The sequence below is a fragment of the Psychroflexus sediminis genome, from assembly GCF_900099815.1.
GTDB classification, from domain to species: domain Bacteria; phylum Bacteroidota; class Bacteroidia; order Flavobacteriales; family Flavobacteriaceae; genus Psychroflexus; species Psychroflexus sediminis.
The window spans coordinates 19017-32230 of record NZ_FNCW01000005.1 but is presented as its reverse complement, the minus strand read 5'-3'; the positions used below and the strand labels follow the sequence as shown (position 1 = coordinate 32230).

Annotated in this window: 8 protein-coding genes; 2 read left to right on the top strand and 6 right to left on the bottom strand. The window is 41.1% G+C overall.

Translation table 11 applies throughout. The features are described 5' to 3' along the window. Nucleotides 1-116 precede the first annotated feature (116 nt). Nucleotides 117-1364: an NAD(P)/FAD-dependent oxidoreductase gene (locus BLP81_RS05875; protein ID WP_093366981.1), complete on the top strand. Its 1248-nt coding sequence runs from the start codon at nucleotides 117-119 to the stop codon at nucleotides 1362-1364. Nucleotides 1365-1827: 463 nt separating this feature from the next. Here the strand turns inward: BLP81_RS05875 and BLP81_RS05870 are convergent, their stop codons facing one another. The 6 genes from BLP81_RS05870 to BLP81_RS05845 form a co-directional block, all read right to left on the bottom strand. Beyond that, nucleotides 1828-2940 (bottom strand): porin, encoded by a 1113-nt coding sequence (locus tag BLP81_RS05870; RefSeq protein ID WP_093366979.1) that lies wholly within the window; start codon nucleotides 2938-2940, stop codon nucleotides 1828-1830. A gap of 190 nt (nucleotides 2941-3130) precedes the next feature. Beyond that, a complete protein-coding gene (locus BLP81_RS05865) occupies nucleotides 3131-6361 on the bottom strand; it encodes an efflux RND transporter permease subunit (protein ID WP_093366977.1) in 3231 nt (1076 codons plus the stop codon). Between the two features lie 5 nt (nucleotides 6362-6366). Then, nucleotides 6367-7437 carry an efflux RND transporter periplasmic adaptor subunit gene (locus BLP81_RS05860; protein WP_093366974.1) on the bottom strand — a complete coding sequence of 357 codons (1071 nt, stop codon included), beginning with the start codon at nucleotides 7435-7437 and terminating at the stop codon, nucleotides 6367-6369. Further along, nucleotides 7427-8755: a TolC family protein gene (locus BLP81_RS05855; protein WP_093366971.1), complete on the bottom strand. Its 1329-nt coding sequence runs from the start codon at nucleotides 8753-8755 to the stop codon at nucleotides 7427-7429. The genes BLP81_RS05860 and BLP81_RS05855 overlap by 11 nt, the downstream gene beginning before the upstream one ends. A gap of 188 nt (nucleotides 8756-8943) precedes the next feature. Then, a complete protein-coding gene (locus BLP81_RS05850) occupies nucleotides 8944-11241 on the bottom strand; it encodes a TonB-dependent receptor domain-containing protein (protein WP_093366968.1) in 2298 nt (765 codons plus the stop codon). Nucleotides 11242-11289: 48 nt separating this feature from the next. After that, entirely contained in the window at nucleotides 11290-11673 is a 384-nt protein-coding gene (locus BLP81_RS05845; RefSeq protein WP_093366965.1) for a hypothetical protein, read from the bottom strand. A 157-nt stretch (nucleotides 11674-11830) separates the two neighbouring features. Between BLP81_RS05845 and BLP81_RS05840 the strand changes: the two genes are divergently transcribed. After that, the gene (locus BLP81_RS05840; protein WP_093366962.1) at nucleotides 11831-13210 is read left to right on the top strand and encodes a cytochrome ubiquinol oxidase subunit I; all 1380 of its coding nucleotides are present in this window, start codon (nucleotides 11831-11833) and stop codon (nucleotides 13208-13210) included. Nucleotides 13211-13214: the final 4 nt, after the last annotated feature.

Below are 13214 nucleotides of genomic sequence, written 5' to 3'. Positions count from 1 at the left end.
AGAAAATAAACCCTTTTAAATTCTTAACACCTATTTCAGGAAGCCATACAGGCAGTGTAACTTTAGTTACGTATTAGCTTGGTTTTATTAAATATCTTTAACTAAAATCAAGAAAGATGAAATCAAAATATTCAGTTCTAATCATCGGAGGAGGGACTGCAGGAATCATGTCTGCAGCACAATTACTAAAAAAGGACTCCAGTCTTTCGATTGGAATAATCGATCCCGCAGATACACATTACTACCAGCCGGCCTGGACCCTGGTTGGGGCAGGAACTTACGATTATGAAGATACTGCCAGGCCAATGAAAGAGTTAATCCCCAAAGGCGCAGACTGGATTCAGGATTATGCCACTGGCTTTGATGCCGATAAGAATTTAGTCAACACCAAAAATAGCGGTGACATTGCTTATGATTATCTCATCGTTGCCCCAGGATTGGTGATGGAGCCTTCACAAATAGAAGGCTTAGAATCTGCTTTGGACAAAGGAGTAGTTTGCAGTAATTATACGGATTCCGAACATACCTGGGAAGTCCTCAAAAACTTTAAAGGCGGCAATGCCGTGTTTACGCAACCCACAACTCCAATCAAATGTGGCGGAGCACCTCAAAAAATAGCTTACCTGGCGGCCGATTATTTCAAAAAGCATAATATAGACGCTGAGGTGATATTTGCTACGCCTGGATCTGTGCTTTTAGGCGTTGATGAAATCAATGAAACCTTAAAAAAAGTGGTAGATCGCTATGGCATTCACTTCAAGCCTTTTTATGCGCCGGTTAAAATTGATGCGGAGAAAAAAATAGTTACGTTCAAGTATGTGGGAGAAGATAAGAGTGAATTGAAAGCTAATACTCAAATCGAAGAAAAAATATCTGGGGAAACCATAGAAATGCCCTTTGATATGTTGCATTTAGCTCCGCCACAGGCTGCGCCTCAATTTATCAGAGACTCCAACCTGGTGAACGAAGAAGGCTGGTTAGATGTGAATATCAACTCACTTCAGCACAATACCTATCCCAATATTTTTGGACTGGGTGATGTGGCAGCACTTCCAACAGCCAAAACAGGAGCAGCTATAAGAAAACAGGTTCCTGTGGTAATCGAAAACCTGATGTTTTTGATGAACAATAAACCGGCAAGTAATACAGACTATCAGGGCTATTCCTCATGTCCTTTGGTAACAGGTTATGGAAAAATGGTTTTAGCTGAATTTGATTATGAGAACAATTTCACTCCAGATCCGAAACTCAAGCAAATGCTTATTTTCGACTCTTCCAAAGAACACTGGAGATTATGGATGCTCAAAAAATACGGTCTTCCCTATTTATACTGGAATAAAATGATGAAAGGCGAAGCTGTTTAGTTCATAGTTAGTTTAAGTAAGCTGAGGAGCAGAATTCCGAAGGGGTTCTGCTTTTTTTATTCACTTTATTGTGCGTTTTTAGGTGGTGACTTCTGAGTAAAAATTATACTATTGTTATTCCGCCGGGAGACGCTTTTTTGCTTCGACGAGCCTGCCTGCGCCTGCCTGTCGTGCCTCTGGCAGGCAGGTTTCCTTGGCAAAGGCAGGCCTGCCTGCGTTTCCTTGAAAGATATTAGATGTGAGATATTAGAAGTAAGATAATAGATATTGGAAGTGCGATGCTAGTAGTTAAAATCTTTAGTCTCTAGGTCCTGGCTCCTGTTTCAAAGATTACCGAATACCGAATACCGAATAAAAAATAAAGAATATCGAATAAAGAATATCATTTTTTAATTTTGACTCACGACTCACGACTCACGACTCACGACTCACGACTCACGACTCACGACTCACCACTCACTATTTACTTCCCAAGGATCTCCATAAACTGAATCGCTACAGATCCTCCTACGAAAAAGTTGGAAGTAGTATTGTCGTTGGGAGTTTCAAAAATGGCATCTTGACTTTCAAACCAGCGGGCTTCAAGTCTGCAGGCCAGGTTGGGAATAGGGGAGTAATCTACATTTACAGACAGGCCGGTGGTTTTAAACCCGTTGGGCGTCGCCGTGGGAATAATTACCCCGTTTTCATCCTGATAATATTCTACTCTTAAGGCTGTACTCCAGGTCTCGTCGATGATATACTGACCAATTATGACAGGGGTAAACCAAATATGGTAACCTGAACTGTCCTTCATCTTCTGTTGAGCGCCCAGGTCGAAACCAGCTATAAGATTAAAGCTTTCAGCCAGTTGAAACTGGCCATACATATTGCTGAAATAACGCATACGACGCCTTGCATCGGGATCATCTGTGCCTATAAACGTACTCCAGTTGAGACTGAGTTGGTCTGAAGCTGCGTAATTGAGTTGAGTTCCAAAAGAGGCTAATGAATTGCCTTCAAGCCTTTGAATTCGTTGCCAGCCGTTAACCATGAGTCCGGTAAGCTCTAATTTTTCACTAGCCTGATAAGTCACTTTTGCCCCAGCCAAAAAGTAAGGAGAGTTTTCTGCAGAAAGTGAACGTGTTAGCGTGAAATTATCTAATGAAATAGCACTTTCAAATCCTAAATGCGAAGGGAAAATACCCACATCCAGCCATAGCTTCTGATTGGAAGTTAAGGCGATACCAACATTAGCTTCAAAAAGGTTTTTAAACACACCGGATTCCTCTGCGTAATTATCATTGGCATAAGTTCCTGTCTGAAAAGCCAGGTTAGCTCTGTATCTGGAGTGATTCAGACCCAGCCGGATGAGGCCTAAATTTAAATTGTATTCATTATGCCTGTTGTGATTAAAAAGAAAAGACTGTCTTTGGGTAGTCTGTGGTTCGTTGAAGTCATATACGTAAAAGGCATCCACAAAACCATAAAGACTAAGAGAGGGTTTTTCTTTCCAGGATTCATCGAGTTGTGCGGATGTTTGAAAGCTGAATAAACAAAACATAAAGACAGGACTATAACTAAGAAGCTGTTTCATTTTGAAATAAGTTGAAATTAGATTATCGATGATTTGATGATCTCAAATTTAATATTTTATCACTAAACCTTCGTTCGGGATGGAAGTGGATAGCCTGCCTGCGTTCCTTGGAAGGCAGGCCCGTAACCCCCATCTCCAATACTTTGGGGAAGGAGAGGACTTGTGACGAACAGCCCGTTAAAACGCCTTGTTATTTATATTTATTCTTCATTACCATATAAAAAACAAGGGGTACCACAATTAAAGTTAAGAAAGTCGATACGATGGTACCGCCCATTAAGGATAAAGCAAGACCTTGAAAAATAGGGTCAAAGAGTATAGCAACGGCTCCAACAACGACGGTTCCTGCTGTTAATAATATAGGCGTGGTTCTCACCGCTCCGGCTTCAATTATGGCCTGCTTGAAGGCAATGCCTTCGTTGAGACGAATTTCTATAAAGTCTACGAGTAAAACCGAGTTCCTTACCATTATTCCAGCCAGGGCAATCATACCGATAAATGACGTAGCTGTAAAAAAGGCGTCAAACAGCCAGTGAGCAAGGACGATACCTATAAGCGATAGCGGGATAGCAATCATCATCACAATAGGGGAGCGGAAGCTTTGGAACCAGCCAACGATTAGCATATAAATAATGAAAATAACCCCTAAGAAGGCAATGCCAAGATCGCGAAACACTTCAAGCGTAATTTGCCATTCTCCATCCCATTTCACGGAGTAATCTTCTGTATCCACGGGAATATCGGTGTATAATTCTTCTATAGAATAGCCTTTTGGTAAATGCATGTCTTTGAGGTACTCTTCCATGCCCAAAATGGCATAAACAGGACTTTCCAGTTCTCCGGCCATTTCTGCGGTGACATACACCACCCGGCGTTTATTTTTACGGTAGATGCTTTTTTCTATAGGCTGCTCCACCAGGTTCACAAGATTGCCAATGTTGACTATATGGCCTTGCTGTGACTTGACTTTCAGCTTTAGTAAATCTTCTGTAGATGATTTTTCAGCATTTGGTGTGTAGTAGGTGATGCTCACCTGCTCGCGTTCATTTTCTCTGTAGGCTGAGCCAATGGAGGTATTTCCTAAGCTTAGCTGCAGGGTTTCAACGATTTGCTGAGTGCTCACCCCTTCCAGGTTAGCGCGTTCTGTATCGACTACAAATTCAACTTCAGTCTGTTCAGCCTCCACTCTCCAGTCGATGTCAACCACATCCTGTGTTTCCTGTAAAATGGCTTTGACCTTCTCTGCTATGTTGATTTGCTCTTCGTAATCCGGACCGTAAACTTCAGCTACGATAGTCGATAAGACCGGAGGACCGGGTGGCACTTCTACAATTTTGATAGCTGCTCCATAACGATCCCCAATTGCTTTTACATCTTTCCTGAAGGACTTCGCGATATCATGACTTTGTGCACTGCGTTCGCTTTTGTTGGTAATATTGACCTGGATATCGGCTAGATGATCGCCATCTCTAAGGTCATAATGCCTCACCAGACCATTGAAAGTTATGGGCGAAGCGGTGCCAACGTAAGTTTGATAATTGATGACTTCATCACGATTTTTGACGTATTCTGCAATTTCTAAAGTTACGGCTTGCGTGCGTTCCAAGGTAGTGCCCTCCGGCATATTGATCACAATCTGAAACTCATTTTTATTATCGAACGGAAGCATTTTTACTAAAACCGATTCATTCAAAAACAGAAAGACTGAGGCGATAAGAAGAACCACTGTGCTTCCAATAAAGAGCCAGCGTTTCTTTGAGCTTTCCAGAAGTGGTCGTTGTACTTTCTGATAAATCTTGTAAATTCTGGTTGATTTTAAGTTTTCATCCCCAAGCTGGTCTGCTTTTTTTATGGCTTCCTCATCGTCTTCTTGGCCGTCATCTGCTTTACCATCTCCTTTTAAAAAGTAAAAAGCAAGATAGGGAACAACAGTAAGTGCTATGAATAAGGAAAGGATCATAGTAATGGAAGCTCCTACAGGCATAGGACTCATATAGGGCCCCATAAGCCCGCTTACAAATGCCATGGGCAATACAGAGGCTATGACAATAAAAGCGGCCAGAATAGTAGGGTTACCTACTTCATTGATGGCGTAAATGGCGGCATTTCGCAAGGATCGTTTTTTCATCTTAAAATGCCGGTGCATGTTTTCGGTGATGATGATAGAATCATCAACCACAATACCTGTGATAAAAATGAGCGCAAAAAGCGTAATTCTATTTAAGGTATAATCAAACAGATAGTAGCTAAGCATGGTCAAGGCGAAGGTCACTGGTACCGAAATAAACACTACCAGGCCGCCGCGCCAGCCCATAGACAACATGACCACTAAAGTTACAGCAATGATGGCGCTTAGCAGATTGAAAAGCAAGTCCGATACCTTGTTTGAGGCGGTTTCTCCGTAGTTACGCGTGACTTCGAGTTCCACTTCTTCAGGAATGATGTAGCGTTCCCAGCGCTCTTTCTGAGCTAAAATCTGATCGGCTACCTGCATGGCATCGGAGCCTTCTCGCTTGGCTACAGACAAAGTCACCGCAGAATAGGAGGAAGGCATTTGTGTCTGATCTTCACTCCCGGCACCAAATCCAAATTCTACATAGTTTTTTGCGCGTTCTGCTCCATCTTCCACATCAGCAATCTGATGCAGATAGACAGGTTTGTTTTGATAAGTGCCGACTACAATTTGCTTAAGGTCTTGTTCAGTTTCTATAAATTTTCCTGTGGTAATGAGAAGGTTTTCATCTTGATTCTGGATGCTACCGCTCTTAGATTTGGAATGATTGGCCTGAATCATTTGAGTGACACTCAAAATATCCAGATCATAAGCTGCTGCTTCTTGATGGTTAAATTTTATTTTCAGTTCACGACTTCTCCCTCCTATCACTTCGGTGGAAGCTACATTTTCCACTTTTTCAATTTCTAAAAGAAGTTCATCAGCGATTTGCTTAAGGCGGAAGTCATCATATTTTTCACTGTAAAGCGTAAGCCCTACTACAGGAACATCATTGATAGATCTGGTTTTGATAAGCGGCTGAGAAACCCCCTGTGGGATTTCATCCTTATGCCGCATGATCTCATCATGCAGTTTTACATAAGATCTTTCGATATCTTCACCAACATAAAACTGAGCGATAAGCATGCCTTGTCCCTGCATGGAGGTGGTATGTACATACTCAATACCGTCAATATTGGAAATCACACGTTCCAGAGGAATAATGACTTTAGATTCAATTTCTTTGGGACTGGCACCAGGATAGCTCACAAAAATATCAGCCATAGGTACATCTATCTGCGGTTCTTCTTCTCTGGGAATTAGCAAGGTGGCGTAAATACCCACTCCCATGAACACCACCATCATTAAAAGAGTAATCTTTGAGGTTAGGAATGCGTTGGCCAGTTTTCCGGCGATACCATTTTTCATAAGACCTAGAGGTTTACGTTTATACCATTATATAGCTTGGAATCTGCAGAAATCACGACAGATTCAGCTTCGCTAAGTCCAGATAAAATCTCGATATAGTCATCGTAATCTGCACCCACTTCTACCCACCTAAGCATGGCTTTATTCTCTGGACTTACCACGAATAGACCTTGAAGGCTTCCGCGTCTCATGAGTGCAGATTTAGGAATGAAAATGCCTTTGTCCATCACCTCTGTGACCAGTTGAATTTCTGCTTGCTGGCCGGAAAGCAACTCAATACTATTCTCATTAAAGAGTGTTGCTTTTACTTTATACTGTCCGCCGGAGTTGAGGGAAGACGAACTTATTTCTGAAATCTGAGCATCGAGTTCCTGTCCATCGTTAGAGAGAACCACTTTGGCAAGCTGACCTTTTCTTATAGCCAATATCGCCCGTTCCGATACTGAAAAATGAAACTCAAAAGCAGTGTCGGCCTCCATCTGTAGTATTGGGGATTGCGGATTAGCTAAATCTCCTTGCTGAGCCAATTTTGAGGTGATCACTCCGTCAAAAGGCGCTTTGATATTAAAGTATTTTAATTCGGATTCCACTTCTTTTAGCTGGTTTTCTGCAGCTGATTTCTGGCTTTTTACAGAATTATATTTCAACCGGATAGACTCTAGCTCTTTTTCTGAAACGCTATTTTTCGCTCTCAAGTTTTTATAGCGTTCGTAGTCTTTTTCTGCAATTTCCAGGCTTGCTTTTACTTCGTCAAGTTGAGCTGAAACCTGAGCTTGTTTTGATTCGAGGTCATCGCTGTTCAGCTTAACAAGCAATTGATTTTCTCTGACTTCATCTCCAACCTCTACCAGAATTTTTTCAACATAGCTGGAAGCTCTTGACTGGATATTTACTGATTTTGAAGCACGAATCTTTCCCTTATGCCTCAAACGCTGAGGTAAACTGCTTACAGGATCCTGAACTTCAACGTTGACAGCCTGGGCTTTGGTGTTTTCGCTTTGACTTTCTTCTCCACAACTGGCCAGGCCTAGCGAAAGCAGTACGATTAAAACTATAGGTGGTAATTTAGTTCTCATAAGAGTAGTTGTTTGCTAAAAATTGAACATATAACTGTGCGTAATTGAATTCAAAAATGGATTGGTTGTATGCAAGTCTCATGGCAGATTGCTGTTGTTCTGCCTGAAGCAGGTCTGTAGTCCGTTCTAAGCCTTCTTCAAATCTGTCTTTTCTGATTTTATAAGCTTTTTCGGCCTGTTCCAGGGAAAGTCTGTTTCTGTTGAGTTTCTGTTCGGCTTCTCGAAATTGTCGTTTAGCCTTTTCAAGTTCCAGACTAGATTGAGAAGCATACATCGAAGCTTCCAGCTGGGCCTGGTCCAGACTGGCTGTTTCTTCCTGCAGTTTGGCGATTTTCTTCCCGCCTTCAAAAACAGTCCAGTTAAGAGAAGCCCCCACAAAGAAATTTCTGGAGTCTGTAGTAAAGACTTCATCAGAAAACCACTGCACGTTGCCAAATGCATTGAGCCTTGGAAGAAAGGACAGCTTTGAAGCTGTGTGCATTTTTTGTTGTGCTTCGGTTTGCAAATCGACTGCCAAAACATCCTCTCTGGTTTCAAGCTGATTTTGGTCTTTCAGGGCAACTACCTTGAGTTCGAGTTTGGAACCTGGTTTTACAATAGCATTGGCATCTTTATTCATCAGGAAAAGGAGGTAATCTGAAAGAGTTCTAAGCTGATTGGATGCCGAAATATATTCCTTTTCCACCTCATTCAGTCTGACTTCTGCATTCAAAACATCGGGCATCACCAGTAAACCTTCATCATAAAAGTTCTGTATATCTTCATAATTCTGCCTGGCAATTTCTCTGGTCTGCTCAAGGACTTCCACGCCTTTGTAAGCAAGTTGAAGCTGCATATACAGTTTTTCAACTTCTACCAAAAGTGCTTTTTTCTCAAATGTATTCTGAAGTTCCTGAGCTTTTTTCCGGGCATTGAGTGCGGAACGTTGTTTCCATTTATCTATATTGATCAAAGGTTGTTCTATGCTTAAAGCAGTAGTGAAGTTCGTTATAGCGCTTGGATTGTTCAGATTATCAATCTGAAAATCCTGTTCTGTGAAAATCCCCTGGTTTAATAGTGTCCCAAAAGCCTGTACAGGATTATTGGTTCTGTAAAAATTATGAGAGACATTAAGCTGAGGTAAAAATGCAGCATTGCTTTGTCTGTATTGGGCTCTGAGCTTTCTGAATTTACTCTCGTTAACCTTAAGCGATCGGTTGTCTTGAAGAACTTGATTTTTCAGTTCTTCCAAAGTCAATTCTATGTTTTCCTGAGCTTGCATTTGCCCTAGGCTGAAAAGAAAAACTATAACAGTAATTAATTTTAATTGTGTATTCATTTTCTTTTGAATTTTAAATTACAAAATTATAGATTCAGAGACAAATCGAATGTAACAAATGTTCTATTCAAAATAGTTCTTGTTGTTATTGCGTTCAGGAAGGAAGTGAAAAGTTCGTTCCCTCCCCAATACTTTAGGGAGGGGACGAACTAGTAACAGACAGCGTGTAAAAACACCGTCAGAATTGATTAAAACGCATACTTCACAAAGAGAGTAAAATTCTGCCCTGGATCGGTGAGGCGTTCCATGCCGCTTAAATTGGCGTTGGCCTGATTTCTAAAAGCGAAATTCAAATGGTCATAATACTGCTCGTCAAATGCATTTAGCACTGCAGCTCCTAAGTTTAGACCTGGAGTCAACTCATAACCCAGTCGAAAATCTACCAGTTCGTAACCTGGTGTTGCCAGATTTTCTCCAAAGGATGTAGCCAGTTCATCTTGCTGACTTACGACTCTTAGGTCGGTGGCAGCCCAGAATTTGTTTTTATTGTATTGCAAGCTGAATTTGCTGCGCAATGGAGGAGTGAGTGGGAGAGATTCGCTGAGGTCTTCGTTTCTCGCGTAGACATAGGCAACTTCGGCATCAAATTGAAAGTTGTTGAAGAAATCTATTCCAAAGTTCGCTTCAAAGCCAGTTTTATAAGCATCCTCCAGATTTCTGAAGACCTTTGGGTTTAATGGTTCCTGATTGGGCATAAACTTTCTGGTTTTGGTAGGATCTATAATGGCAACGATATAATTCTCGAAGTGAGAAAAATATACGGAAGCGCCCCAGTCTAGTCTGTTAATGGCGCCATCAAGTATTTTCTTACCTGTGTAAGCAACTTCAAATTGGTTATTCACCTCAGCATCCAGATCGGGATTACCGATGTATTCAAACGGATCTTGGCCCACCTGAAAGTGATTGATGAACCGTTCTATCATGTTAGCAGAACGCACGCCACGACCAAAAGCAAACTCCAGTTGATTATCCGCATTCAGTAGTTTTTTAAGTGAAACAGTAGCGCTAAAATTATGTTCTGTTCGGTTTTCTAAACCTGGATAGTAAGCCTGAAAATCTGATGCAGGATCCTGAATATCTGAATGGACCAAATCATAACGCACACCAGCATTAAGGACTGTCGAGGAATTGAGTTTGTAACGTGACTCTGCAAATAATCCATAATCATTAATAAAGGAATTCTGCCAGATTTTGTCGATAAAGGCAACGGGAGGATCTAGAGGCATTCCCATAGGATTTTGTTTGACCAAGCGATTCCGTACTCCATCTCTGCTGATAAGCAGAGCGTCGGTTCCGGTAAACAGCGTCCAGAACTCATCCAGCTTCCATTCCAGTTCAAAACGACCTCCAGCTGTGGTTGCTTCGACAGGAGAAACGGCTTCCACTGTATTGAAGTTACCTCGTCTACTATTGCTCATTAGGTGGTCTACGTAAGAATAGTAGGCTTTAGCCTGGATGTTTCGCAGGGTTTTACCTGGTCTTTTTTTGAAATAATCTAAAGACAGCATGGAAGAATCATCGTAGTCTGAATCCATAGGTAAGGAAGCGTGAAGCACATCTCTCCCAAAGGATTGTCTCCAATGTAGCTGAAGGCGTTCTAAACTACTAAAGTTATAGCCCATTCGCAGGTTGTAATCTATGCTTCTAAAGGAAGAGGGTATTTCTCGGCCAGCACCATCTTCGTAATTGCCAAAATCTCGGTATCCATACATACCAACCACATCCAATTTTTCCTCAGCATATTGGAGGCGAAGCATTTGGACTTGAGAGCCGCCATTGGACTCAAAACCTGAAGATGCATTTCCAGAAAAGCCATATTTTCCAATCTCCGGACGCTTGGAAACCATATTGATCAATCCGCCAAAAGTGGCACCATACCTCATGGTGTATGGGCCTCGTACAACCTCAATCTTAGCAATATCTTCAGGCATGACATGAGTCGTGATTGGATCCATTCTGTTAGGACAGGCATGCATCACTTTGGTTCCGCCATCGTACTGAATGTTTAACTGCTCATAGTGAGAAGCTCTGAAAGACGGATCTATAGCGTAATTTCCTCGCTTGATGAGTCCAAACCCATTAATATCCCGAAAGAGATCGGCTACATTTTTGGGCTGACTGACGCTTTCTGTTAAGTCTGGTGTGGTGATATTCATCACCGGATCCTGGAATATTTTTCCTGAGACCAGAACTTCTGGCAGTTCTGTATTTTGAGCTTTGAGAAAAATAACTTCAGGAGATGAGCTATTAATTTTCAGACGTTCAGAGGCATACCCCATATAACTTATAAGGTAGGTTTCACCGATTTCCAGTTTGAGAGTTTTATTTTCAGTGATGCGGTAATCTTCTTCGTCGTTTTGATTAATGGCGTATACTCCGCCCAGGATTTCTTTGGTTTGTGCGTCTTTTACTTCTATGGTCTTGGTTTGAGCATTGAGCATGACAAAACCAGCTACAAAACAAATGGCACTTAGTATTAATTTCATATTTAAGCATTTGATGTTTAACTATTGTGTTTTAAATAAAGTATGATGTTAAACAACAATTGCAGGGGGCTTGAAGCTGCTCTGTAAATAATGAAATTTATATAATGAAGTATAGAAAAAGGTGTGTGGTTTTTGTAGAATAAAGGAATCTAAAACTATATCGGTTTCAAAAAGAACAGTTGTGAAAATAAGTTTACTTTCCAGATAAATAGAAGCATTTTTTGGAGTTTCCGTTTCTTTTTTGTCGAGGACGTCACTCAGAAAGCATTTACCATCACACTCCAGTTCTGGCTTGTCTGTGTTTTCACAGTAGTTTTCTATAAAGTTATCGGTGAACACTATATAATAAGATAGCCAGAACGCCGACTTAATCGTGAATAGAAACACAGTTAGGCTAAGTGCAACCGATATAGGGAGTTTGATTGATTTCACAGTGCAAAAATAAAGGATATACCCTTTTAGATTTGCTACAATTGTTACTTAATTTTACTCTTAAGTCAGGTTTGATATCCTTCATTTTTATATTAAGTAACATAAGTAGCTAACTTATCTAACGACTATCTTTTATTTTTGTAAAAAATTGTTGATTATGGATGTTGAAATTCTCTCCAGAATACAGTTTGCCTTCACCGTAGCGTTTCACTATATCTATCCGCCCCTTAGTATTGGTTTAGGTCTTATTATGGTTGTGTTCGAAAGTATGTACTTACGAACCAAAAAGAAAGAATACGAAGTATTAGCCAAATTTTGGACCAAAATTTTTGCCATTACGTTTGGTATTGGGGTGGTCACCGGTATTGTGATGGAGTTTGAGTTTGGAACCAACTGGGCAACTTATTCCCGTTATGTTGGTGATATATTTGGAAGTGCACTTGCAGCTGAAGGTATCTTCGCCTTTGCCCTTGAGAGTAGTGCACTGGGAATCCTTTTATTTGGGTGGAATCGCGTAAAACCATGGGTGCATTTGGTAGCGACTTGGGCTGTTTTTCTAGGCTCTATGTTTTCTGCAGTTTGGATAGTCGTGGCTAACTCGTGGCAGCAAACTCCTGCAGGTTATCATATTGTAGGGGAGGGAATGCAGGCCAGAGCAGAAATTGTTGATTTTTGGGCTATGGTGTTTAATCCCTCATCTGTAGACCGTTTAACTCACGTCTGGCTGGGTGCTTTTTTAGCCGGGACATTCTTGATTTTAAGTGTACATGCCTATTATATTTTGAGAGGGCGTTACGTGGTGTTATCTAAAAAAGCCTTTAAAATTACTCTTATTGTTGCTGCTGTTTGTTCTTTGGCGCAATTGTTTACAGGTCATAGTTCCGCAGAGGGTGTTTCAGAAAATCAGCCGGCCAAGTTAGCCGCCATGGAAGGTCACTTTGAGGCAGAAGCGCCTGCAGACTTATACCTGCTGGGTTGGGTAAATAAAGAAAATAAAGAAACCACAGGTCTTAAGATTCCCGGTGGTTTGTCCTTTATGCTGGATCAGGATTTTGAAACTCCAGTTACAGGATTGAATGCATTTCCCGAAGAAGACCAACCTTCTCAGGTCAATGCCATTTTTCAGTTATATCACCTCATGGTAGCTATTGGCATGTTCTTGATTGCTTTGAGTTTATTTGCTTTATGGCAATGGAAAAGAGGTAAACTCTTTGAGAAAAAATGGCTGTTATGGACGTTTGTCTTTACGGCTTTACTTCCGCAGCTGGCCAATCAGTTTGGCTGGTTTACCGCAGAATTAGGAAGGCAGCCCTGGGTGGTGTATGGATTGCTAAGAACCTCAGATGCCCTGTCCAAAAGCGTACAGGCCAATCAGGTTTTATTCTCTCTCATCTTGTTTTTTATCGTCTATTTTATTCTTTTTCTTTTGTTTGTTTATTTGATGAATAAGAAAATACAAAGTGGCCCATCTAGCGACATCGATTTTGATCAGGGAAGTTTAAATGAAGAAATCGCAGAAGTGGTCTCAAAAAAATAAAACA